Annotated in this window: 19 protein-coding genes and 1 rRNA gene; 14 read left to right on the forward strand and 6 right to left on the reverse strand. The window is 71.0% G+C overall.

The window, feature by feature from the left end; all coding sequences use genetic code 11:
* From rrf to KK087_RS12185, 4 genes are all read left to right on the forward strand, one after another.
* Positions 1-69 (forward strand): 5S ribosomal RNA (gene rrf, locus KK087_RS18040); the annotation flags it as partial.
* A gap of 127 nt (positions 70-196) precedes the next feature.
* A complete protein-coding gene (locus KK087_RS12175) occupies positions 197-1,327 on the forward strand; it encodes an ROK family transcriptional regulator (protein ID WP_214565608.1) in 1,131 nt (376 codons plus the stop codon).
* A 104-nt stretch (positions 1,328-1,431) separates the two neighbouring features.
* On the forward strand, positions 1,432-3,447 hold the full coding sequence (locus KK087_RS12180; RefSeq protein ID WP_307860054.1) for a beta-galactosidase: 2,016 nt from the start codon (positions 1,432-1,434) through the stop codon (positions 3,445-3,447).
* Positions 3,444-5,603 carry an alpha-galactosidase gene (locus KK087_RS12185; RefSeq protein ID WP_307860055.1) on the forward strand — a complete coding sequence of 720 codons (2,160 nt, stop codon included), beginning with the start codon at positions 3,444-3,446 and terminating at the stop codon, positions 5,601-5,603. The genes KK087_RS12180 and KK087_RS12185 overlap by 4 nt, the downstream gene beginning before the upstream one ends.
* 139 nt (positions 5,604-5,742) lie before the next feature.
* Here the strand turns inward: KK087_RS12185 and KK087_RS12190 are convergent, their stop codons facing one another.
* On the reverse strand, positions 5,743-8,331 hold the full coding sequence (locus tag KK087_RS12190; protein ID WP_214565609.1) for a glycoside hydrolase family 2 protein: 2,589 nt from the start codon (positions 8,329-8,331) through the stop codon (positions 5,743-5,745).
* Positions 8,332-8,447: 116 nt separating this feature from the next.
* On the opposite strand from KK087_RS12190, the gene KK087_RS12195 reads away from it, so the two are divergent.
* The 8 genes from KK087_RS12195 (at position 8,448) to KK087_RS12230 (ending at position 17,893) form a co-directional block, all read left to right on the forward strand.
* Positions 8,448-10,133 (forward strand): ABC transporter substrate-binding protein, encoded by a 1,686-nt coding sequence (locus KK087_RS12195; protein ID WP_214565611.1) that lies wholly within the window; start codon positions 8,448-8,450, stop codon positions 10,131-10,133.
* A 34-nt stretch (positions 10,134-10,167) separates the two neighbouring features.
* Positions 10,168-11,157 carry an ABC transporter permease gene (locus KK087_RS12200; RefSeq protein ID WP_071247140.1) on the forward strand — a complete coding sequence of 330 codons (990 nt, stop codon included), beginning with the start codon at positions 10,168-10,170 and terminating at the stop codon, positions 11,155-11,157.
* Between the two features lie 14 nt (positions 11,158-11,171).
* On the forward strand, positions 11,172-12,212 hold the full coding sequence (locus KK087_RS12205) for an ABC transporter permease (protein WP_214531542.1): 1,041 nt from the start codon (positions 11,172-11,174) through the stop codon (positions 12,210-12,212).
* Positions 12,209-13,165: an ABC transporter ATP-binding protein gene (locus tag KK087_RS12210; protein ID WP_214565613.1), complete on the forward strand. Its 957-nt coding sequence runs from the start codon at positions 12,209-12,211 to the stop codon at positions 13,163-13,165. Before KK087_RS12205 ends, KK087_RS12210 begins: the two co-directional genes overlap by 4 nt.
* Complete coding sequence (locus KK087_RS12215; protein ID WP_214531544.1) at positions 13,162-14,055, forward strand: ABC transporter ATP-binding protein; 894 nt, start codon at positions 13,162-13,164, stop codon at positions 14,053-14,055. Before KK087_RS12210 ends, KK087_RS12215 begins: the two co-directional genes overlap by 4 nt.
* Positions 14,052-16,160 (forward strand): glycoside hydrolase family 36 protein, encoded by a 2,109-nt coding sequence (locus KK087_RS12220; RefSeq protein ID WP_214565615.1) that lies wholly within the window; start codon positions 14,052-14,054, stop codon positions 16,158-16,160. The genes KK087_RS12215 and KK087_RS12220 overlap by 4 nt, the downstream gene beginning before the upstream one ends.
* Before the next feature lie 264 nt (positions 16,161-16,424).
* Entirely contained in the window at positions 16,425-16,730 is a 306-nt protein-coding gene (locus tag KK087_RS12225; RefSeq protein ID WP_111058151.1) for a hypothetical protein, read from the forward strand.
* Entirely contained in the window at positions 16,688-17,893 is a 1,206-nt protein-coding gene (locus tag KK087_RS12230; protein ID WP_214565617.1) for a hypothetical protein, read from the forward strand. The genes KK087_RS12225 and KK087_RS12230 overlap by 43 nt, the downstream gene beginning before the upstream one ends.
* Here KK087_RS12230 and KK087_RS12235 read toward each other — a convergent pair whose 3' ends face one another.
* From KK087_RS12235 to KK087_RS12250, 4 genes are read right to left on the reverse strand one after another with little or no spacing between them, the layout of a single operon-like run.
* Positions 17,894-18,526, reverse strand: coding sequence for a response regulator transcription factor (locus tag KK087_RS12235; protein ID WP_214565619.1), 633 nt, complete (start codon positions 18,524-18,526; stop codon positions 17,894-17,896).
* Positions 18,523-19,725: a sensor histidine kinase gene (locus KK087_RS12240; RefSeq protein WP_214565621.1), complete on the reverse strand. Its 1,203-nt coding sequence runs from the start codon at positions 19,723-19,725 to the stop codon at positions 18,523-18,525. The genes KK087_RS12235 and KK087_RS12240 overlap by 4 nt, the downstream gene beginning before the upstream one ends.
* A 29-nt stretch (positions 19,726-19,754) precedes the next feature.
* Complete coding sequence (locus tag KK087_RS12245) at positions 19,755-20,552, reverse strand: ABC transporter permease (protein ID WP_111023905.1); 798 nt, start codon at positions 20,550-20,552, stop codon at positions 19,755-19,757.
* Complete coding sequence (locus KK087_RS12250; RefSeq protein WP_250901067.1) at positions 20,549-21,388, reverse strand: ABC transporter ATP-binding protein; 840 nt, start codon at positions 21,386-21,388, stop codon at positions 20,549-20,551. The genes KK087_RS12245 and KK087_RS12250 overlap by 4 nt, the downstream gene beginning before the upstream one ends.
* Positions 21,389-21,829: 441 nt before the next feature.
* Here KK087_RS12250 and KK087_RS12255 point away from each other — a divergent pair, with 441 nt between their 5' ends.
* Positions 21,830-22,762 carry an NADP-dependent oxidoreductase gene (locus KK087_RS12255; protein WP_214565623.1) on the forward strand — a complete coding sequence of 311 codons (933 nt, stop codon included), beginning with the start codon at positions 21,830-21,832 and terminating at the stop codon, positions 22,760-22,762.
* A 91-nt stretch (positions 22,763-22,853) separates the two neighbouring features.
* Positions 22,854-23,057, forward strand: a complete 204-nt coding sequence (locus tag KK087_RS12260) for an HTH domain-containing protein (protein ID WP_214565625.1) — start codon at positions 22,854-22,856, stop codon at positions 23,055-23,057.
* A gap of 105 nt (positions 23,058-23,162) precedes the next feature.
* Here KK087_RS12260 and KK087_RS12265 read toward each other — a convergent pair whose 3' ends face one another.
* Complete coding sequence (locus KK087_RS12265; protein WP_214565627.1) at positions 23,163-24,428, reverse strand: hypothetical protein; 1,266 nt, start codon at positions 24,426-24,428, stop codon at positions 23,163-23,165.
* Positions 24,429-24,459: the final 31 nt, after the last annotated feature.

The following is a 24,459-nucleotide window of genomic DNA, read 5'->3' on the forward strand; positions in this document are numbered from 1 at the left end:
GAAGCTAAGCCTCTCAGCGCCGATGGTACTGCAAGGGGGACCTTGTGGGAGAGTAGGACGCCGCCGGACTTAACGTAGAAACACCAGGGAACCCCTGACCATTCGTGGTCAGGGGTTTTCTGCGTTTGCGGCCCGTTCTGGGTCCTTGTCGACGGGGACCGGTCAGGCCTTAGGATCAGCCGACGACGGAGGAACGATGACCGAAGCCTGGCCGGCGCTGCCCGACGGCTCCCGACTGGCACTGCGGGAGATCCTCATCCACGGGGTGCTCTCCCGTGCTGAGATCGCCCGGTCGCTCGGGCTCTCGCGGGCGAGCCTCACCCGGGCGATGCGGATCCTCGTGGCACAGCGGCTGGTGGTCGAGGTCGGCACCGATGTGCGTGGTGCGACCGGTCGGCCGTCGGAGCTCCTGCAGGTGAGCAGCGGGCAGTGGGAGTTCCTGGGCATCAAGCTCACGAAGGACCGCCTGTACGCCGCCGTGACGGACCTGGGCGGCCGAGTCCTCGCCCTGCACGAAGAAGTCATCGACGACACCGACCCCGCCTCCCTCGCCGAGCGGATCGCGGCCGTGCTCGAGCGGCTCCGCGCGGCGCATCCGGCCATCTGCGCGATCGGGGTCTCGCTGCCCGGTGACGTCATCGTCCGCGCGGGGGAGTCCGTGGTGGCGGCGTCGGTGTTCCTGGGGTGGCACGAGGTGCCCTTCGCCGGGATGCTCGAGGAACGGACGGGCGTCGCCAGCTTCACGGCGAACGACGTGCACGCCCTGACCGCGAAGGAGCACTGGTTCGGGGCCGGTGCGGGACGCGGGTCGATGGTGCTCGTCACGGTCGGTGAGGGCCTCGGGCTCGGGCTCATCGCGAACGGGCAGGTCTCCACCGGGGAGCACGGGCGGCTGGGACGCATTGGACACCTGCCGGTCCTCGGTGGCGGACCGGACTGCGGGCTCGGGCACGCCGGGTGTGCCTCGAGCTACCTGCCGAGTCCGGTGATCGTGCGGAACGCGGGACACGAGGGGAAGACCTACGAGCAGGTGGTCGAGCTCGCTCGGGACGGCGACGAAGGAGCCCTCGCTGCGTTCGAGGACGCCGGCCGTGCGCTCGGGGTCCTGCTCGCCACCGCGGTCCACATCGCGGATCCTTCGGCGATCGTGCTGACGGGCGACGGGCTGCCCGTGTACGACCTCGCCCGAGCCGCGGTCGACGATTCGTTGCGTGCCGCCCTGGCGCCGTACACCGAGCCCGTCACCGTCGAGGTGCAGCCGTTCGAGTTCTCGGAGTGGGCCCGTGCCGGTGCGGTGCTCGCGATCCGCCGACTGCTGGGGGAGTGATCACCCGAGACAGTGGCTGACCCATCGGCGCGTTAGTTACACGCGTTGACAAACGTGGACGGAGCCGGGAGGCTTGAGCGGTCCACACCATCGAAGGAGATGCCGTGACCGCTGCCCCCACCGTCCCGTGGCCGACCGACGGCCTGTCGTTCGGCGGCGACTACAGCCCCGAGCAGTGGCCCCGGGCGACCTGGCTCGAGGACGTCCGGCTGATGCGTGCAGCCGGTGTGAACCTGGTCACCGTCGGGGTCTTCTCGTGGGCACTGCTCGAGCGGTCGCCGGGGGACTTCACGTGGGAGTGGCTGGACGACGTGCTCGCGCTGCTGCAGGAGCACGGCATCGCGGTGGACCTGGCGACGCCGACGGCCGCCCCGCCGAACTGGCTGCTGACGGCACACCCCGAGATCCTGCCCCTCGACGCCACCGAGCGACGAGAGCGCCCCGGTGGGCGGCTCGGATGGTGCCCGGCCTCGGAACTGTTCCGGGAGCACGCCCTCCGGATGGTCGATGCGCTGGCGGAACGGTACGGCCGGCACCCCGCGGTGCGGCTCTGGCACGTGAGCAACGAGCTCGGCGGTGGCAACGGCCGGTGCTACTGCGAGGAGTCGGCAGCGGACTTCCGGCACTGGCTCGTCGCGAAGTACGGCGACGTCGAGGCCGCGAACGACGCCTGGGGCACGGCCTTCTGGGGGCACACGTACACGTCGTTCGACGAGGTCTCGCCGCCACGCGGTGTCGGCGGTGCGCCGAACCCCGGGCTCGCGCTGGACTTCGAGCGGTACTCCTCCGACGCGCTGCTCCGGCAGTTCGACGCCGAGAAAGAGGTCATCGAGCGGCACTCCGACGTGCCGGTCACGACGAACTTCATGGTGGGAGCCAGCTCGCAGGTCGTCGACTACGCCGGGTGGGCGAAGCACGTGGCGATCGTCGCGAACGACCACTACACGCTCGTCGACGACGCCCGCCGCGAGCAGGACCTCGCGCTGGCCGGTGACCGGATGCGCGGGATGTCGGCGGACCGCCGTCCCTGGCTGCTGATGGAGCACTCGACGGGTGGCCCGAGCTGGCAGCAGCGCAACCGCGCCAAGGAACCCGCCGAGCTGGTCCGGAACGCCCTGGCCCACGTCGCACACGGTTCCGACGGGGCGCTGTTCTTCCAGTGGCGTGCATCGACCGCGGGAGCGGAGCAGTTCCACTCCGCGATGGTCCCGCACGCCGGCACCCGGACCCGGATCTGGCGCGAGGTCCTCGCCCTCGGCCGGGCGCTGCAGGACCTCGCTCCGGTACAGGGAACCCGCGTCGAGCCGGCCCGGGTCGCGATCGTCGTGGACGAGGCCTCCGGCTGGGCCGTGCAGTCCGGGCTCAAGCCGCACCGGGGTCTGCGCTACGGCCGGGAGCTCCGGGCCTGGCACCGTGCGTTCCACGACCGGCAGGTGCTCACCGACGTGGTCCCCGCCGACGCCGAACTGAGCGGGTACGACGTGGTGATCGTGCCGACGATGCTCATCGTCGACGACGCGACCGCTGCTCGGATCGCCGCCGTGGTCGAGCGCGGTGCAACGCTGGTGGTCACGTACCTGTCCGGGGTCGCCGACGAGACCGCCCGCATCCGCACCGGCGGCTACCCGGGGGCCTTCCGCGACGTGCTCGGTGCGTGGAGCGAGGAGTTCACGCCGCTGCAGCGCGATGAACGCTGGACCCTGGACGACGGCGAGGCCGTCACCGACTGGGCCGAGGCGGTCGTCCTCGCGGGCGCCGAGCCGGTGCTCACCTACACGGACGGCCCGCTCGCGGGCCGACCTGCCGTCACGCGTCGCGCCGTCGGCGGCGGCGCCTGGTACGTGTCCGCGATGCTCGCGGACGACAGCATCCAACGGCTCGTGGACGGGGTGATCGCGGAGCGGGGGATCCTGCGGACGGTCACCGGGCCTCCAGGCCTGGAGGCGGTGCGTCGCGTCGGCGACGACGGTTCCGCCTTCCTGTTCCTCGTCAACCACCGTGCTGACGACGTCACGGTCCGTGCGTCCGGCACGGACCTGCTCGACGGGTCCGGCCACGGGCCGGACACCGTCGTGCCCGCCGGACGCGCCCGGGTGCTGCGCGAGGAGCGGGCCTCGTGACCGTCGTGGAGCGCGAGTCGGCATCGGTGGGCGCTCGAGATCGGCGGGTGCACGTGCTGCGGTCGGCCGGGGTGTCGTTCGTGCTGGCGACGGCTGCGGACGGGCTGCCCGAGGTGCTGCACTGGGGGCGGGACGTCGGACCCGTGGACGCCGGTGACACCGAGGACCTGCTGCTCGCGCTCGGGCGGCCCCTCGGACCGAGCGCCCTCGACGCGCCGTGGCCGCTGACGGTGTTGCCGACGGAACGGGACGGGTGGGAGGGGCGGCCGGGGATCGCCGGACACGTGGACGGGCTGCCGCTCGTGCCGCGGTGGACCGACGTGGTGGTGATCGGTGACGACGAACGGATCGTCGTCACCGCGGAGTCCGACTCGCTGACGCTGCGAAGCGAGTTCGCGCTCGACTCCGCGGGGGTGCTGCGGGTGCGGCACGCGGTGACGAACACGCACGCCGGACCCGTGCACCTGCAGGCACTCGAGGCGACGCTGCCCGTGGGGGAGCGGGTCGCCGAGGTGCTCGACCTCGGCGGGCGGTGGACCCGGGAGCGGACACCACAGCGGCGTGCGACCTCCGCCGGGAGCCACGCGCGGGAGAGCCGGCGCGGACGGACGGGCCATGACTCCCCGACGTTGCTCGTGCTCGGGACGCCCGGGTTCTCGGACGCCGAGGGGGAGCTGTGGGCCGTGCACCTGGCCTGGAGCGCGGACTCCGTGTACCGGTACGACCAGCTCGCCGAGGCGCGGCCGCTGCTCGGCGCCGGGGAACTGCTGCGTGCGGGTGAGGTCGTGCTCGGCGAGGGGGAGTCGTTCACCGCCCCCGACGCCGTGTTCGTGTGGAGCGACAGCGGGATCGACGGGCTCTCCGACCGGCTGCACGACTCGTTGCGCAGCCGTCCGGGCCACCCGCGACGGCCCCGGCCCGTGGTGCTGAACACCTGGGAGGCCGTCTACTACCGGCAGGAGCTCGAACCGCTGGTGGCCCTGGCGGAGACCGCCGCGGATATCGGTGTCGAGCGGTTCGTGCTCGACGACGGCTGGTTCCTCGGCCGGCGGTCGGACGCGACGTCGCTCGGGGACTGGCGCGTCGACCCGTCGGTGTGGCCGGACGGGCTGGCACCGCTCGTCGACCGGGTGCGTGCGCTCGGCATGGAGTTCGGGCTGTGGTTCGAACCGGAGATGGTGAGCCCGGTGTCCGAGCTCGCGGCGGCGCACCCCGAGTGGATGCTGCAGCGGCCCGAGGACGACGTCCGCACCTGGCGGAACCAGTACGTGCTCGACATGGCGAACCCGCTGGCCCGGCACCACGTACTGGAGAGCATGTCCCGGGTGATCGGGGAGCACCACGTCGACTTCGTGAAGTGGGACCAGAACCGGGACATCGTGCACGCGGTGCACGCCGGACGCGCGGGCGTGGACGCGCACACCCGCGGGGTCTACGCGCTGATGGACGAGCTGCGTGCGCGGCACCCGTGGCTCGAGATCGAGGCGTGCGCGAGCGGCGGGGCACGGATCGACCTCGGCGTGCTCGAGCGCACCGACCGGGTGTGGCCCTCGGACTCGAACGACGCGTTCGAGCGGCTGCCGATCCAACGGTGGACGGAGGCGCTGCTGCCACTCGAGCTGATCGGGTCGCACGTCGGGCCGGAGATCTCGCACACCACGGGCCGGCACCTCGACCTGGACTTCCGGATGGCGGTGTCCCTGTTCGGCTCGGCCGGCATCGAGACCGACGTCACGAAGCTGTCGCCCGAGGAGCTCGACCGGCTCCGGGCCTGGACGGCGCTGTACCGGCGGGAGCGCGGGCTGTTGCACTCCGGGCGGCTGCGGCACCTGGACCTCGGCGACGCGGGGATGGTGGCGACGTCCGTGGTGGCCACCGACCGTTCGCGGGCACTGGTGCGGGTGGCGCGGACGGAGACCGGGCCGCGGTCGTTGCCGGTGCCGCTCCGGGTGCGCGGACTCGACCGGTCGCGGCGGTACCGGCTCGCCCCGGTGTCCGGGCTCGCTGTGCCGCGCGGGCTCGACATGGTGCCGCCGGAGTGGCTCGTACGCGGGCACCTGGAGCTGACCGGTGCGGTGTTCGAGGACGTCGGGGCACGGCTCCCGATGCTCGCGCCGGCGACCGCGATCGTGCTGGAGCTCAGCGCCGTCGACTGAGCGCGGCCGACGGCGCTGCTCGGCGGGGGAAGCGTCCAGGTTCGGTGACGTGACGGTTCCGGTTCGCGAACCTCGGGGATCGTGAACCGGAACCGTCAGCGGCTCGAGGGAACGTCGCCGTCCCCAGCGGTGTCCAGGCTCAGGGCAGGAGCGAGCCCGCGTGGCGGAGGACGAGCGGGTGGACGAGGGCGTCCGGAGCGATGCCGGGTGCGCCCGTCACCGTGAAGGTCACCGCCTCGCCGGGGAGCAGGGACACGAGGCCCTCGTCGACACGGGCTGCGGCGTCCACGCGGTCCGGGAACAGCGAGACGTCGCGTGCGTACGCCGTCGCCGTGACGGTGACCGTTGCGCCGTCGGCCGTCGGGGTCACCTCGGTCTGCAGTGGCGAGGGTTCCAGCGCCTGGTCGACGACCTCGGCGAAGTCGTGCACGGTGCGGGTGCCGGCTCCGGTGACGACGAGGACCTCGGAACCGGGGCTCCCGGGCGCCGCGAGCGACGTCGGCAGCTGCACCCGGTCGGCGTCGGCGGGGGCAGCTGCGAGTGCGAACGACGACGACCCGAGCACGGTGCCGTCGAAGGCGACGCGAGAGACCGTGACCTCGTCGGCGACCGATGCCCCGGACGCGTTGACGAGGACCACGTCGAGACCGCCCGCACCGTCGGACGACGGCTGCACGGTGAGCAGCACGGGCTGGTAGGCCTGCCGGACGGCGTACCAGACGGGCTTCCGGATGCCGGCGTGGTCGACGAGGGCCCACGACACCACGGGCCAGTCGTCGTTGAGCTGCCAGACGACCATGCCGGTGTTGTCGGGGGTGCGGGAGCGGAACCACTCCATGCCGAAGCGGATCGCGTGCGCCTGGTTGAGCTGCGCGGCGAAGTGCCAGTCCTCGATCGAGGTCGGTTCGGGCAGGTGGCCCCGCATGCCGTCGGCGAGCTTCCGGTTGCCCTGGTCGGCCTTCTGGTGCACGAGCATCTCGTGACCGTCCGGGTCGAGGGGCTCGTCGTGCACCACGGCGGCCAGGGTCGACCACGCCGGCGGGCCCTGGAACCCGAACTCGGCGACGAACCGCGGCTCCCAGTCGGCGTAGGCGCGGTAGTCCAGGCGGTTCCAGACGTCCCAGATGTGCACGCTGCCGTTCCGCTGGTCGTTCGGCGTCAGGTACTCGTCGAACGAGAACGGGCTGCCCGGCGTGTACGGGCGGGTGGGGTCCAGCTCGGCGACGACCGACGGCAGCAGGGAACGGTAGTAGCCGTTGCCCCAGGTCCGGCCGACGAGCGACGGTCGCCAGCCCCACTCGGCGTAGGCGACGAGGTTCTCGTTGTTGCCGTTCCACACCACGAGCGAGGGGTGCGGGCTGAGGCGGGTGACGGCCGCGCGGACCTCGGGCTCGACCTCGTCGGCGAGCCAGGGCTCCTCGGCGTAGGCGGCGCAGGCGAACAGGAAGTCCTGCCAGACGAGGATGCCGAGCTCGTCGCACCGGTCGTACAGGTCGTCGGACTCGTAGATCCCGCCGCCCCAGATGCGGAGCAGGTTCATGTTCGCGTCGACCGCGTCCTGGATCCGGTCCGCGTACCGCTCGCGGGTCATCTCGGTCAGGTAGGCGTGGTCGGGGATCCAGTTCGCCCCGCGCACCATGACGGGCCGGCCGTTGACGCGGAGCAGGAACGGGGCCCCGCCGGCGTCGGCCGCGGTGTCGAGGGTGACGGTGCGGAAGCCCACGCGGCCGTTCCACACGTCGTCGCCGACCTCGACCCGGACGTCGTAGAGGGGCTGGTCGCCCTCGCCGCGCGGCCACCAGACGGCGACGTCGGGGACCTCGAGGCGCACGACGGCGGAGCCGGTGGTGACGTCCGGGCCGGTCACGACGGGGCGCGTGCCGACGACCCGGCCGGCGGTGTCCGCGGTGTCACCGGGACGGACGGGAGGCTCGGTGTCGGAACCCGGGTGCCCTGCGGACGCGGGGTGCGGGGCCAGGGTGATCCGGGCCTCCAGGCCGGTGCCCGCGGAACCGTCCGCGGACGCGACGGGCGCGCTGCCGATCGCCTGCGAGAAGGAGCCGGTCGAACCGGCGTACTCGACGTCGACGTGGGCGGTCAGGACGCCGGTGGTGCCGTCGACGTCGACGAGGGGGCGGACGGCCGCGATGCGGGCGCCGCTCCAGGACTCGATGCCGATCGACTTCCAGATGCCGCTCGTGGCGACGTCGACACCCCAGTCCCACCCGAAGTTCGACGCGTTCTTGCGCAGCGCGTTGTAGGGGTGGTGGTTGACGTGCGGCAGCTCGCCGCCGTGCAGGGCGGAGAGGCGATCGGCGGCGGGGACGGGCGCGTCGAAGGTGATGACGAGCTCGTTCGCGCCCGGTCGCAGCAGGTGCCCGACGGGGAACCGGTACGAGCGGTGCTGGTTGGCGGTCGTCGCGACGACGATGCCGTTCAGTTCGATCGTGGCGAGGGTGTCGAGGCCCTCGGCGACGAGGTCGTGGCGGGTCTCGTCCGGCGCGGTCCAGTCGAAGGTGCGGCGGTACCGCCAGACGGTGTCGCCGATCCACTGGGTCGCGGCCTCGCCGTCGCCGTCGAACGGGTCGGGGATCCGGCCGGCCCGCAGCAGGTCGGTGTGCACGCAGCCGGGGACCTGCGCCGCGATCGGTTCGCGGTGCTCCGCCGACTGCCCGGGCCCGGTCACCGCCTCGAGGGTCCACGTGCCGTCCAGGGTGGTCCGCTCCATTGCGTCTCCTCATCGTTACGGGGCCGTGACCCGACCCCTTGACCGCCTTAGTTTACGCGTGTAACAATCACGCTCACAACGTGGACTCTGCGACGACGCAGACCGAGAGGACAACGATGTTCAACCCAACCCGTTCACGGCTCGCCATCGGCGGCGCCGTTCTCCTCGCCGCCGGCCTCGCGCTCAGCGGCTGCAGCTCCAGCGGCACCGCCAGCACGAACGACGCGGCCGCTTCGACCCTGGTCGCCTACACCGGCCAGTCCGGCGACTACCAGATCAACTACAACCCGTGGTCGCCGTCGAACATCGGTGGCGTCGGCACGATCTACGAGTCGCTCTTCTTCATCACCAACGTCAACACGAACGACCCGAAGCCGCTGCTCGGCAAGTCGTACGAGTGGAACGAGGACGGCACGCAGCTCACCATCACGCTGCGCGACGGAGCCACCTGGAGCGACGGGGAACCCTTCACCTCGAAGGACGTCGTGTTCACGCTCGACATGCTCACGAAGCAGAAGGCCCTGAACTCGATCGGCTACGACGGCAGCGCGAAGGCCGACGGCGACGACAAGGTGGTCGTCTCGTTCGACAAGCCGTCGTTCGTGCTCGGCCCGAACCTGCTCGGCAAGACCTGGATCGTGCCCGAGCACCTGTGGAAGGACATCGACCCGACCACCGACGTCGTGCGCGAGCCCGTCGGCACCGGCCCGTACACGCTCGGCACCTTCAAGGCGCAGGCCTTCACCCTCGAGGCGAACAAGGAGTACTGGGACGGCGCCCCGGCCGTGAAGACCATCCGCTACCTGTCGCTCTCCGGCAACACCGCCGGCGCCGACGCGCTGAAGCAGGGGTCGATCGACTGGCAGACCGGCCCGGTGCCGAACATGGACGACATCCCCGCCAACTACAACGGCTACGACGGCATCACCGTCGGTCAGAACCAGATGGCGCTGCTGACCTGCTCGAGCACCGACCTCGGCTGCGCCGGACCGCAGACCGACCCGGCCGTCCGCCACGCGATCGCCGACGCCATCAACCGAAAGCAGCTCAACTCGCTGGCGTTCGAGAACACCGCGAGCGAGATCTCGCCGACCTTCGCGCTCACCACGACGCAGAAGGACACCATCTCGGAGGACATCGAGCCGGCGGTGATGCCGGAGACCGCCGACACCGACGCGGCCGCCTCGACGCTCGAAGGCGCCGGGTGGAAGAAGGGTTCGGACGGCATCTACGCCAAGGACGGCAAGAAGCTGTCCCTGACGGTCGAGGTCGTCACCGGGTGGACCGACTACATCACCGCGATCGACACGATGACGCAGCAGCTCAAGGCCGCGGGCATCGAGCTCAAGGCGCAGCAGTCGTCGTGGAACGAGTGGACCGACAAGAAGACCAAGGGCAACTTCGAACTCGCGATCGACTCGCTCGGTCAGGGCCCGACGGCGAATCCGTACTACCTGTACAACAACTACTTCTCGACGGCGAACACCGCGAAGGTCGGCGAAGCGGCCCCGATGAACATCGCCCGCTACAGCAACCCCGAGGTCGACGCGGCCCTGAAGCAGCTCGCCACGATCGACCCGGAGGACACCGAGGCCACCCAGCCCCAGCTCGACACGATCCAGGAGCACATCGTCGAGGACCTGCCCTACATCCCCGTGATGACCGGCGGTACGACGAGCGAGTTCCACGCGGCGAAGTTCACCGGCTGGCCGACCGAGGACGACCTGTACGCGTTCCCGGCGGTCTGGGCGAGCCCGGACAACGCCGAGATCTTCAAGGCGCTCAAGCCGGCGAAGGGCTGACACCGATGGGATCGCGACCGAGGGGCACTCGACGATGACCTACTTCCTGCGCAAGATCGGCTTCTACGTCGTCGCACTGTGGGCGGCCCTGACGCTGAACTTCATCATCCCCAGGCTCCTGCCCGGCAACCCGGTGGACATCCTGCTCGCCAAGCTCCAGCAGCGCGGCGGGCAGGTGACCCCGGCGACCCGGGAGGCGTACGAGCTGCTCCTCGGTGGCGATTCCTCGGAGCCGCTCATCTCCCAGTACGGCCACTACCTGGTCAACGTGTTCCGTGGTGACCTCGGGGTGTCCGTCAGTTACTTCCCGGCGCCCGTCACCGAGGTGATCGGCAGTTCGCTGCCGTGGACCATCGCCCTGGTCGGCATCGCCACCATCGTGGCCGCGATCATCGGCGTCGGCCTCGGGGCCTTCGTCGGGTGGCGGCCCGGCACCTGGCTCGATTCGTTCGTGCCGGCCACCACCCTGCTCGCCGCGGTGCCGTACTTCTGGCTCGCGCTGATCCTGGTGTACTTCTTCGCCACCGGGCTGCACCTGTTCCCGGCGCAGGGCGGCTACGACGTCATCCTGACCCCCGGCTTCAACTGGGACTTCATCGTCTCGGCGGTGCAGTACGGGGTGCTGCCGGCGGTGACGATCGTGCTCGCGTCGCTCGGCGGCTGGCTGCTCGGCATGCGCAACATGATGGTGTCGACGCTGTCCGAGGACTACATCACCACCGCGCAGGCGAAGGGCCTGTCCGACGGCAAGATCCTGCGGAACTACGCCGCCCGGAACGCCGTGCTGCCGTCGGTCGCCGGGTTCGCGATCTCCCTCGGGTTCATCGTGTCCGGCTCCGTCGTCACCGAGCAGGTGTTCTCGTACCCGGGCATCGGGTCGAAGCTGCTGTCCGCCGTGACGAACAACGACTACGCGCTCATGCAGGGCATCTTCCTGTTCATCACCCTGGCGGTGCTCGGCGCGAACCTCGTCGTCGACCTGCTGTACGGACTGATCGACCCGCGCACGCGGGCCCGGAGCTAGGGGAGGAGACGACCATGACCAACATCCAGCAGGAGACCGAGCCCACCATCGGCGCGCTGACCGAGGAGGCCGACAGCACCACGTCGATCGCCACCCGGCGGGCGTCGAAGGGCGGCATCCGTCGGTTCCTCCCCACGCTCACCCCGTGGCTCGTCACGGGCATCGCGCTCGTCGCCGGCGTCACGCTGTTCGGGGTGATCGGACCGCTGCTCGTCGGCGACCCGACCACCATCCGCGACACCGGACTGCAGGGACCGAGCGGCTCGAACGTGCTCGGGACCACCCAGACCGGTCAGGACGTCCTGGCCCAGCTCGCCTTCGCCACCCGGGGCAGCCTGCAGATCGGCCTCATCGTCGGTGTCCTCGCCACGGTGCTGTCCGCGTTCTTCGGCATCCTCGGCGCGTACCTCGGCGGGATCATGGACGAGGCGTTCTCGCTGTTCTCGAACGTGTTCCTCGTCATCCCCGGCCTGCCGCTCGTCATCGTCATCTCCGGCCTGGTGCCGCGTGAGGCCCGCGGGCTGTGGACCATCGCCATCGTCCTGGCCATCACGTCGTGGGCCGGGTCCGCCCGGGTGCTGCGGGCGCAGACCATGTCGATCCGGAACCGCGACTACGTGTCCGCCGCCCGGGTCGCCGGCGAACGGCCCTGGCGGGTCATCGCCGTCGAGATCCTGCCGAACCTGCTGCCGGTGCTCGCGTCGCAGTTCGTGTTCGCGGTGATCGCCGCGATCCTCGGGGAAGCGGGACTGTCGTTCCTCGGGCTCGGGGCGTCGAACTCGTCGACGCTCGGCACGATGCTCTTCTACGCCCAGAACGGCTTCGCACTGGCGAACGGCGCCTGGTGGTGGTTCGTGCCGCCGGGCCTGCTCATCGCCCTGCTCGGCATGGGCCTGTCCCTGGTGAACTTCTCGATCGACGAGGTCATCAACCCGCGACTCGCGAACGTGCGTGCGCAGCGACGGCGCGACCGTCGTGCGAAGCGTGCGGCCCGATCGGGAGGCCCGGCCCGCGTCGCCACCGCCGGTCACGACACGAAGGGGGTCGCCCGATGAGCGCCACCGACACCGCACGACCGGTCACCTCCGACGCCACCGGCGACGGCCGCCGCCCGGCCGTGCTGACCATCGACCACCTCGACGTCGTCTACGAGACCGAGCACCCCGTGCACGCCGTCAAGGACGTCTCGCTCAGCCTGGCGCCCGGGGAGATCCTCGGGCTCGCGGGGGAGTCGGGCTGCGGCAAGACGACCCTGGCGTACGCCATCACCCGGCTGCACCGGCCGCCGGCGAAGGTCACGTCGGGCAGCATCACGTTCCACGACCGCGACGGCACCGACGTCGACCTGCTCGGTCTGCCGCACGAGCAGCTCCGGGCGGTGCGGTGGTCGAAGCTGTCGATGGTGTTCCAGGGGGCGATGAACGCGCTCAACCCGGTCACCACGATCCGCGCCCAGCTCGACGACGCCCTGGTCGAACACCGCAAGGGCCTGCCGCGCAGGGAACGACGGGCCATCGCCGAGGACGCCCTGCGTCGCGTCGGCGTCGACCCGTCCCGCATCACCGCGTACCCGCACGAGCTGTCCGGCGGCATGCGGCAGCGCGTGATGATCGCGATGGCGATGCTGCTGGAACCGCAGATCATGATCATGGACGAGCCGACCACCGCACTCGACGTCGTGGTGCAGCGGGAGATCCTGCGCGAGATCGTCCGCCTGCGCGACGAGCTCGGGTTCGCCGTCGTGTTCATCACGCACGACCTGCCGCTGCTGCTCGAGATCAGCGACCGGATCGCGATCATGCTCCGCGGCGAGGTCGTCGAGTGCGACCGTGCCAGCGTGATCCAGCACGACCCGCAGCACCCGTACACGCGGAAGCTGCTGCAGTCGTTCCCGAGCCTGTCCGGAGCCCGCGGCGCGTTCATCCGCACCGGGGTCGAGGACGGCGCCGAACCCGAGACCGACACCCGGGCCGTCGTGGTCCAGGCAGCACAGGAGACGGACCGATGACCAGTGTGACCGTCAGCCACCTCGGCAAGGACTTCCACACCCGCAAGGGCCTGAAGCGCACCACCCTGCGGGCCGTCGACGACGTGTCGTTCGACCTGCTGCCCGGCCGGACCGTCGCGCTGGTGGGGGAGTCCGGCTCGGGCAAGTCCACCATCGCGCGGATGCTCGCCAAGCTCGAGACCCGCACGCGCGGCTCGATCGACGTGCGGCTCGAGGACGGCACCCCCGTCGAGGGCAGCATGTACCGGCGGCACGTGCAGATGGTGTTCCAGGACCCGTTCGCCTCGCTCAACCCGTTCCACTCGATCGAGCACCACATCGCCCGACCGCTGCAGCTGCACCACCGGGCCCGCGGCGCCGACGAGACCGCCGACAAGGTGCGGGAACTGCTCGGCCGGGTGAACCTCGACGAGGACTTCGCGTCGCGGCGACCGCACGAGCTCTCCGGCGGGCAGCGACAGCGCGTCGCCATCGCCCGCGCACTCGCCCCGGGCGCCCAGGTGCTCATCGCCGACGAGCCGGTGTCGATGCTCGACGTCTCGATCCGCCTGAGTGTGCTCAACCTGCTCGGACGGCTGCAGCGGGAGGACCACCTCGCGGTCCTCTACATCACGCACGACCTGGCGACCGCGCGGCACTTCTCCGACGAGATCCTGGTCCTCTACCGCGGCCGGGTCGTCGAGCGGGGACCGTCGGACGCCGTCATCCTCGACCCGCACCACGACTACACCCGGCTGCTCGCCGAGGCCGCCCCCGACCCGGAGCGCACCGAGCGCCGGATCACCGCGGGGCCGCCGCTCGACCGGACGAAGATCGACAACACGACCTGTTACGACCACACCGTCGGGGACTGGGTGCCGAGTCGGCCCGCACCGGTCGGGGCACGATGAGCGACGGGCCGACGTTCGTCGACTGGGTCACCGAGGGGTTCTCGGCACGGTTCCGGGTCGGTGCGGACCAGCCCGCGGCGCTCGTGTCCTTCGTCGCGACCGGTGGCGCGCTCGCCGACGGACCGGACGACCCGCAGCCGCTCGTCGAGCTGACGACCGTCGGGCACGGGCGGTTCCCGGGTGGGTTCCGGCACGTGGACTCGACGATCGGGGCGCGACTGCGCCCCGTGTCGCACCACGTGCACGACGACGGGACCGACCTGTGGTTCCGGATCGTGCAGATGGACGCGGCCACGCGCCTCCAGGCCGAGTCGGTGTTCCGGGCGCGCGCCGGCGTGCCCGCGTTCCAGACGTGGACCGAGGTGTCGGCGGAGCACGGTGAGCACGTCGTGGACTTCGTGTCGTCGTGTGCGACCGGGGCGTTCCTGACCGACTCGGGCGCCACCGTCGACGAGCTCGCCCTCGTGCACGCCGACAACGACTGGGCAGCGGAGAGCCGCTGGCGGACCGATCCGCTGCGTGACATCGGGCTCGCGGCGATCGACCGGGAGGCCCAGCACCACCCGCCCCGCAGCCGCGCCGTCGTGCAGAACCGCGGCTCGTGGTCGACCGGTGAGGCGCTGCCGATCGGGGTGTTGCGGACGGAGGACGCTGTGTCGCTTCCGTACGCGCTCGTGTGGCAGGTCGAGCACAACGGGCCCTGGCTGTACGAGCTCGGCGAGACCCGGCGGCATGCGTACGTGCTGCTGAGCGGGCCGACCGACCAGGAACACCAGTGGACCACCGTCATCACGCCGGAGCAGCCGTTCACCTCGGTGCCGGTGTCCGTCGGCATCGCCGGGCCGATCGACGACGCGTTCGGGGTGCTCACCCGGCAGCGCCGGACGTTCCGGAACGTGCGGGACGCCGACCGTGCCCTGCCCCTGGTGTTCAACGACTACATGAACACGCTCATGGGCGACCCGACCACCGAGAAGCTCCTGCCGCTCATCGACGCGGCAGCCGACGCCGGAGCGGACCTGTTCTGCATCGACGCCGGCTGGTACGCCGAGGGGCACTGGTGGGACACCGTCGGAGCGTGGGAGGAAGCGGCGTCGCGGTTCCCGACGGGGCTCGGGGCCGTCATCGACCACATCCGTGCGCGCGGCATGCAGGCCGGCCTCTGGCTCGAACCCGAGGTCATCGGCATCCACTCGCCGCTGGCCTCGTCCCTGCCGCCGTCCGCCTTCGTGCACCATCACGGGGTCCGGGTCGCGGAGCACGGGCGGCACCTGCTCGACCTGCGCTCGCCGGAGGCCCGCGCGCACCTCGACGCCGTCGTCGACCGGCTCGTCGGGGAGCTCGGGGTGACGTTCTTCAAGATGGACAACAACACCATGACGGGTCCGTTCGCCGGGATGCTCGACCACCAGCGGGCGCTGCTCGACTGGCTCGACGCCGTGCAGGAGCGGTACCCGGCGCTGCTCATCGAGAACTGCGCCTCGGGGGCGATGCGTGCCGACTGGGGCATGCTGTCCCGCCTGCACATGCAGTCGACGTCGGACCAGCAGGACCCGGTGTCGTCCGCCACGATCGCCGCCGCCGCTCCCGCCGCGATGCTGCCCGAGCAGGCGGGGAACTGGGCGTACCCGGCGCCGACGATGGACCCGGAGCTGTTCACGCTCTCGCTCGTCAACGGGGTGCTCGGGCGGATGTACCTGTCGGGGTACCTCAACGAGATGACCGCCTCGCAACGTGCGGTCGTCGGTGACGCCATCGCTGCGCACCGGCAGGTCCTGGAGATCATCGAGTCCGCAGTGCCGGTCTGGCCGCTCGGGTTACCCGCCTGGGAGGACACCTGGGTCGCGCTCGTCCTCGCCGTCCCCGATGGGGACCTGTTCCTGTCGGTGTGGGCGCTGCCTGGTGCGTCGGCGTCGGTGTCGTTGCCGCTGCCGGCGTTCGCCGGGCAGACGGGGGTCGTCGAGCCGCTGTTCCCGACGGCACTCGGGTCGTGGTCCGTGGCGTGGGACGCCGCTTCGGGCTCGCTCGAGGTCACGAACGGCGGGTCCACCCCCAGTGCGCGGGTGCTCCGCATCCGGTCGCAGGAGGCGGACGCGGAGGCCTGAGCGGGCGCGCGTCGCGATGGCAGGGCGCGCGCTGGAGCGGACGGGAGGCACGGTGCGGGCAGGCACCGTGCCTCCCGTTCCGTCGGTGGTCGCGTCCACGGCGCGGGGGACGCGGGTTCGTGTCCGCGCGGTGACGGTTCCGGTTCAGGATCCTCGGGGGTCGTGAACCAGAACCGTCAGGAGCGCCGCAGGACGGGATCCCCGCTCGTGCACAGCGCCGTAGGATCAGAGCAGGGGAGTTGCGGAGAACCGGGGGAGTCGAGCGTGAGCGCACCGATCTGGCTGATCGCGATCGGCGGGGTGTTCGTCGTCCTCGGCGGACTGGCGTACGCCGGACTCTGGCGGTCGTGGATGCGACGCAGCACGCCGGCGATGCCCTTCGGCTTGTTCTGGCTCGGGCTGGCGCTCGCCTGCGAGGGCGTCGCGGCGTTCTGCTTCAACGGGCCTGTGGTGCTCGCCCTCGTCCTGATGGTGGCGTTCGTGCTGTGCGGCGTGCTCGGGATGTGGTTGCTGTTCGGCGGGGCCCGGTGGGCGACACCGCGGTGGTCGCGACGGGCGGCTCGCCGATGACCCGGCACGTGCCGTGGGACCCCTGGCCTGACGTCCGCTGGGATGCACTGGCCATCGTCGACGGTCTCGTGTTCGAGGTGCCGGAAGGGTGGACGGCCCGTCCGGTCGAACCGGGCATCCGGCTTGAGCGCGACGACCACGCGGTGTCCATCGACGTGCGGTCCTTCTCTGGTGATCCCGCTGTCGGGATGACCCGGCGACTCGGGGACCGACCGGACGCCCTGGTCCTCGAATCCGCGGACGACCGCGTCCTCGTCGCCCTGCCCGAACCGGACGACGTCGTCATCAGTGATCTCCGGATCCTCCGCGATGTACGGGTCCGGGTCGCGGTCGAGTGCTCGGCCCGTGACTGGCCTGGAGCCGCCGCGGTCGTCGACGGGCTGCTCGATTCGCGGTGGCTCCGTCCCCTCGACGATCCGTCGACCGGGAACCGCGCGCTCGCCGCAGCCGCAGCCGCCGGCCCGGGTGCGACCCTTCCGTGGCGCACTCCCGTCGGAGTGCTCGACCAGCTCGTGCGGTTCCGGGAGCGCGGCATGGTGCCGGCAGCGGCGCGACGCTCGGAGACCGGGGTCGCCGCGCGAGAGCTCGGGTTCGTCGGGCGTTTCGGTGGCCTCACCGACAAGGGCCACGAACTCGTCGGCCCGGTGGTCGATCACGATGCGCTCCTCGTCGTCGAGTCGAGTGACCCCGCGAGCGACGCTCCGCCACTGCGCTGGGCGTGCTGGATGCAGGGCCAGAAGTGCGTCGTGCGTGCCGGCCACGAGGACGGTTCGGAGTCGCTCGGTGTCGTTCGTCCAGGATCCCTCGTGGCACACCTGCTCCGGTGGCTCGACGTCGACCCCGTCGAATCGGTCGGCTTCGGTGAGCCGGTCACGATCACGACGGCGCAGTACGAAGACCGATCCGGTCCCTGCCCGAGCGACGTCGCGTGGTTCCGGCGTGCCTGGACGGAACCTCGGTGGCGGTCGGTGAACGGCTGGAGCCACCAGGCCGGGAAGGGCGTCCACGGGCTGTTCGTACCGGGTGTCGGTGCGCTGACGAGGCAGAGCGGTGACGGAACGATCACCCTGCGTCCGGAGCGCACCGCGGTGGTCGTTCGGGGTGCTGTCGACGGAGTGAACGCGTTCGTTGGTCTCACCGACGGCGCCCGGCAGCAGCGCTGATCAGCGGAGCAGACCGAGCTCCATCGCCCGGGTCACCGCACGGGTGCGGTCGTTCACGCCGAGCTTCTCGAAGACGTGGCCGAGGTGGGTCTTCACCGTGGCCTCGCTGAGGAACAGCGCGCGGCCGATCGCCGGGTTGCTGTTGCCCTGGGCGACGAGGCGCAGGACGTCGAGTTCGCGCGGGGTCAGCGACGGGCCGGCGGCGGCGGGGAGCGAGCCCGTCGCTCGGCGGACGAGCGCTGCGGCCGCGGAGGGCGCGAGCGCGGTCTCACCCCGTGCGGTCGCCCGGACGCCGGCGAGGATCTCGGACTCCGGGGCGGCCTTGAGCACGTAGCCGGTGGCGCCGGCCTCGATGGCGGCGAGGATCTGGTCGTCGGACTCGTACGTGGTCAGGATCAGGACGCGGACGCCGGGGTCGGCGGCGAGGATCTGCGCCGTCGCCGCGTCGCCGTCGAGCACGGGCATCCGGAGGTCCATGAGCACGACGTCGGGGCGTTCGGCCAGTGCCACCGTCACCGCGGCGCGGCCGTCACTGGCCTGGCCGACGACCTCGACGTCGTCGGCGTCCTGCAGCAGGGCCACGATGCCCGACCGGACGATCGGGTGGTCGTCGGCGACCACGACGCGGATCACGGGGTCACCTCCGCCACTGGGTCACGGTCGACGGCCGGGAGGCCCGGCTCGGCTCCGGTGGGCAGGCTCGCGTCGACGACGGTGCCGCCGCCAGGGCTGCTCGTGATCGTGCAGGCACCGCCGGAGAGCGACAACCGTTCGTGGAGGCCCCGGAGACCGTGCCCGGCTGTCGGGACGCCGGTGTCGAACCCGACGCCGTCGTCGGTCACACGGACGCCGACGTGTTCGGGCGCGTGCTGCAGGACGATGCGGACGGACCCGGCGTCGGCGTGCGCGCGGATGTTCGCGAGGGACTCCTGGACGACCCGCAGCAGCACGACCTGGGCATCGCGGTCGAGCGGGCCGTCGGTCGCGTCGACCGTCACGGGCGTGCCGGTCTCGCGGGTGTAGCGCTCGGCCAGGCGGTGCAGGGCCCCGGCGAGGCTGCCGCTCGTGGCACCGGCGACCCCGGCGGCGACGAGGGCGCGGGAGTCCTCGAGGGCGGCGCGCGCTGACTCCTCGAGGACCGCCAGCCGTTCGTCGAGCGCGGCACCGCGGTCGTTCGCCAGGTCCTTGCGGGCGCGTTCGGTGAGCATGACGATGCCGGCGAGGTTCTGCGCGACGGTGTCGTGGATCTCGCGGGCCAGGCGCTCCCGTTCGCTCGCGACGCCCGCGCTGCGATGGGCGTCGGCGAGGGACTGCTGGGTGGCGCGGAGTTCGTCGAGGAGCTGGCGGCGCTCCTCGGACAGGCCGGCGACGCTCGAGATCCACACGCCCATCGCGCAGGCACCGATGACGCTGATGCCCTCGATGAGCAGGGTGCTCACGAGGTCGTCCGGGCCGCCGGAGACCTGCAGGCCGATGCCGCTCGCGAGCCCGACCGCGACCGAGAGCAGGACGGCGGTTCGGATCCGTTCGGACTGTACCCAGACGAGCGGGAACGCGATGCACTGCACGAACGCGGTGCTCGGCACGACGGCGGGCAGCACCAGGGCGGCGACGAGGACCAGCGGCAGGAAGGCCGCGGCGGCACGGGGGCTGTCGTAGCCACGGTGGCCGAACACGGCGTAGGCGACGACGAGCACCACGACCGCGGTGTACGCGGGCCAGCGGTTCGACCACGGGGACCAGCCGAACACGGTGATCACGGCGGTGAGGAGCATCGTGCCCGCGAAGAAGACGTGCAACCACCGGTTGCGCATCCACGTCTCGCCGTTCATGTGCCCAGCATCCCATCCGCGGTGCACCATCAGGCGTCCTTGCGGTTCCACCGGAACGTCAGCAGGCAGGCCACCGTGCCCAGGACCAGCCACGCTGCCAACACGAGGGCTCCGAGGCCGAGGTGCCACGCGCCTCCCGGCTCACCCGACTCGAACGCACCGGGCAGGAAGACGGACCGCATGCCGGACGCCATCCAGCGCAGGGGGAAGACGGACGCGACGTCCTGCAACCAGGTGGGGAGCTGCGTGAAGGGCAGGTAGACGCCGGAGATGAACTGCAGCACCAGCACGATCGGGACGATGGTGGCGGTGGCGCGTCGGCCCTCGCGGGGGAGCGCCGAGACCGCGATGCCGAGGACGCAGCTGGTGGCGATGCCGAGGACCATCACCCCGGCGAAGACACCCCAGTTGCTCGCGTCGGTCGGCAGGTCGACGCCGAACACCAGGCTCGCGATCGCCAACAGCAGGGCCGTCTGCACGAGCGTGGTGACGAGGACCATGCCGATCTTGCCGACGAAGTAGGACAGGACCGGGAGCGGTGTGCCGCCGAGGCGCTTCAACGTGCCGTCGCTGCGCTCGGTGGCGATGTCGACGCCGAGGGACTGCGTGCCGGAGAGCAGGATGCCCGTCGCGACGAGTCCGGGCAGGTAGTAGGTGGCGTAGTCGACGCTGACGTCGGGGCCGGCCTGGATGTCGGCGGCGCCGGAGAACGCCACCGAGAACAGCGCCAGCATGATGATCGGGAACAGGAACGTGAAGAAGACCGCGTCGGGAGCGCGGAAGTAGGTGCGGATCTCGTACGAGATGCGGCTGGTCGCTGTCTTCACTGCTGTCCCACCATGTCGAGGTAGACGCCCTCGAGGGACGGACGGATGACTTCGAGGTCGTGCATGGGTGCGGTGCTGCTGCGGACGAGCGCTGTCGGGTCGGTCGTGCGCTCGTCGTGGTGTCCGCCGTCGTCGTCACGCCAGCGGACCCGGGGCGTACGGGCCTCGGCACCGCCGATCTCGTCGATGGGTGCGAGGTCGAGGAGCTTCCCGTCGGCGATGACCGCGGCCCGGTCGGCGAGCTGGGCGGCTTCGTCGAGGTAGTGCGTGGTGAGCAGGATCGTCGTGCCCTCGTGCTGCACCTGGCGCAGGAGGTCCCAGAACTGTCGGCGGGCCTCGGGGTCGAAGCCCGTGGTCGGTTCGTCGAGGAACAGGACCTCGGGGCGGCCGATGATGCCGAGGGCGACGTCGACGCGTCGCCGCTGGCCACCCGACAGGCGGCTGATGCGGGTGTTGCGCTGCGTCTCGAGCCCCGTCGCGGTGAGGAGTTCCTCGGTGCTGCGGTGCTTCGGGTAGAGCGTCGCGAAGTGGTTCAGCTGCTCGGCGACGGTGACGTTCGGGGACTCCGCGCTGGTCTGCAGGACGATGCCGATGCGTGCGTTGTGGCTGCGGCTCGTTCGTGCCGGATCGTGGCCGAGGACGCGGACCTCGCCGGCGGTGCGGGATCGGTACCCCTCGAGGATCTCGACCGTCGTGGACTTGCCGGCACCGTTCGGGCCGAGGAGCGCGAAGGTCTCGCCCCGTTCGATCGTGAAGGAGACGTCGTCCACGGCACGTTTGCCGGTGGCGTACTGCTTGCCGAGGTGCTGGACCTCGATGGCGGGGGACTCGGGCATGGGTCCAGCTTCGCCGCCGGGTGGCCGTGGGGGATCGACCGGGGCGGTGGTGTCGGCATCGTCCGATCGGGGGATGGTGCCGGCGGGGGAGGTGGTTCGGTTTCCGGCCGTGACGGTTCTGGTTCGCGATCGTCGGGGATCGTGAACCGAAACCGTCACCGTCTCAGTACTGCGGCCGGATCCAGTTCGTCGGTTGCACGAAGCGGGCGCGGGGCAGGACCTCGTCCGGGTCGGCGGAGGGCGGCGAGCTCCTCGGCGATCACGGGACCGTCGGACCGGGTGAGGAGTTCGTCGAAACGCACGGTGCCAGCATGGCGCACCACGTGCCGTGGACCGCACCCCCTGACGGGCGGGAGGCGCGGGGCGGGGTGGTGCTGGGCCTCCAGGCCGTGGGGTGGCCGCGTCAGGTTGCGTCAAGCAACGTGCGCGTAGACCGGGAGGATGCAGGTCGTCGGAGTCGAACAGTTCGGAGGGCCCGAGGCCCTCGCCGTCCACGAGGTGCCGGAGCCGCACGCCGGTGCGGGGTCCGTGCGGATCCGGGTGCAGGCGTTCGCCGTGAACCCGACCGACACGGGGGTGCGTGCCGGGCAGCGGGACAGCTCGCAGGCCTCGCCGCCGTACGTGCCGGGGATGGACGCCGCCGGCGTCATCGACGAGGTCGGGCCCGACGTCACCGGATGGCAGGTCGGCGACGAGGCGATGGCGATGGCGCTGCCGCTCAGCGCCCACGGTGGCGCCTACGTGCAGGAGCTCGTCGCGCCGGTGGGGTCGTTCACGCGGATCCCTCGCGGGACGTCGATCGAGGCTGTGGCGACCGTGCCGATGAACGGGCTCACGGCGTTGCAGATCCTGTCGCACGCCTCGCTCGCGCCGGGGCAGACGGTCGCCGTGACCGGGGCCGCGGGGCTGCTCGGGAACTACGTGGTGCAGCTGGCGAAGGCCGCCGGGCTGACCGTGATCGCGGATGCTGCTCCGGCGGACGAAGCACTCGTCCGGTCGCTCGGGCCGGACCACGTGGTGCCGCGAGGTGCTTCCTTCGCCTCCGCTGTCCGTGAACTCGTGCCGGACGGGGTCGATGCGCTTGCCGATGCTGCCGTGCAGCGCGACGAGGCCGTCGACGCCGTTCGCGACGGGGGAGTGTTCTTCGACGTGCGGGGGTGGCAGGGCAACGGTGCTCGTGGCATCGAGTTCGTGCAGGTGATGGTGTTCTCGGAGTACCGGTCGTTCGACAAGCTCGAGCAGCTGCGGCACGCGGTGGAGAGTGGGACGTTGACGCCGCGGGTGGCCGAGGTGCTGCCGGCTGCGCGGGCTGTGGAAGCGCATGAGCGGTTGGAGGCTGGGGGGACGCGGGGGCGGTTCGTGCTGACTTGGTGAGTTGATGACGTGGTGATGGACGGGAGGCGCGGTGCCGGTTGGCATCACGTCTCCCGTTGGTTGTGGGTGTTCGACGCGCGATGATGACCGTGTGACCCTGCACGAAGCGATGATCGAGGTACTCCGCGAGAACGGCGCGCCGATGACGAGCCGTGAGATCGCGGACATCATCAATGCTCGAGAGCTGCACCGACGGAAGGACGGCCGTGCGCTGCCCGCCGGGCAGGTGAGTGCACGAGCGCGGAACTACCACCAGCTCTTCCATCGAACCGCGAGCCACATCGCTGTGCGGTGACGTGCGAATCGCCCGTGACCGTCAGCCCCATCGGTGACGGCCTGGGCGCGCCTGCCACTGCAATGGCCATGGCCCGCCGGCGCCTCAAGGGCGTTGTGTCCGATTTCAGCGAGCGTCGCCGGTGTCTCCGTCACCGGGCCTACGACGGAGCTTGCTTGCCCAACCTCCGAGACGAGCGGACACAACCTCTGCAGCGTTGCCCGCCTGCTCCAGCGCGCTCCCTCCGAGTTTGCGCGCCACCTCGACGCCGTCGGCGCCACCTTCTACGATTCGGTCCCGGGCGTCCTCGGCCGCGTCGCCGAAAGCGGCACGCCATCGCTTTGACTCCAGCTCTGCGCGCGAACCCTCGATGCCCATCCCGCCGTGGAACGCCATCACCTGGCCGGCTACAGCGTTCGTCGAACGAACGACTGTGCGGGAGTCGAGAGGATGCATCACCACCGAGACGTCTCCCACACGTGCTGCCGCGTCGATCCGACCCAGGAGCGTCTCCGTGCGCTGCGTGATGGCGGTGCGGCGTGACCGGCGGGTGTCGCGGAGTGACTCCCGGTGGTGATCGAGGTCCTCCGGAGCGGTCAGCTGCACGTGATCGAGCTCGAGGATCGCGACGCCTTCCTGGAGCTTGAAGGACTGCGCCAGGACTGCCAGCCACTCATGCACGGTTCGCTCGGCGCTCTCCGTCACGTCGGCAAGTTCTCCGACCTTGGAAGTGCGTTCGAGCTTCTCCGCCAGGGCGTCGAGTTGCAGGAGCGCGTACGACTGCGCGCGAGCGATGGTGAACTCCGTCCCGTTCACCTTCGACCACGTCACCGCGTTCACGTGACCGACACGGTCGCGGACGCGCAAGGCATCGTTGATGATCAGCTCGACTCCGATGAGGTCGGCGACGGCGGCGTCCTTTTGCGCCCGGAGCACGTCGTCGAGCTTCGTGTCGATCTTCGCGAGGTAGTCGGTGATCTCGTCCATCGCCTGCTGCATGGCGAGCTGCGCCATGATGCCGGCGACCCCGGTGAGCATCGCGGGACTGGTGAGCATGGAGCTCACCTTGGTGAACTCGAGGATGTTCTTGATCTTCCCGTTCTCGGTGACGATGGCGCGGCTCACGCCTGCACTCGACCCCTTCATGGCGGAGAACTTGTCGAGCGCTTTCGCGGACTCCTTCGTCAGCTTGACCCATCGGCCAGACCCCGCCGCGACCTGTGCGGCAGCGTTGGCTGCGCCGGACGCACCGCTGAGCGTCTGACTCAGGCGGGGCAGATCGAACTGGCGCGAGGGCAGGTCGTTCGCTGAGAGGAAGCGCTCGATGGCCGTGTCTGATCCGAACAACGTCACACCGTCTTCGTCGCGCACCACGTCGATCTCGTCGGTCATGTGTGCTCCGTGTTCGTCGCAGGTCGGGTGA

This window comes from Curtobacterium aurantiacum, assembly GCF_018598555.1.
Taxonomy (GTDB): Bacteria; Actinomycetota; Actinomycetes; order Actinomycetales; family Microbacteriaceae; genus Curtobacterium; species Curtobacterium aurantiacum.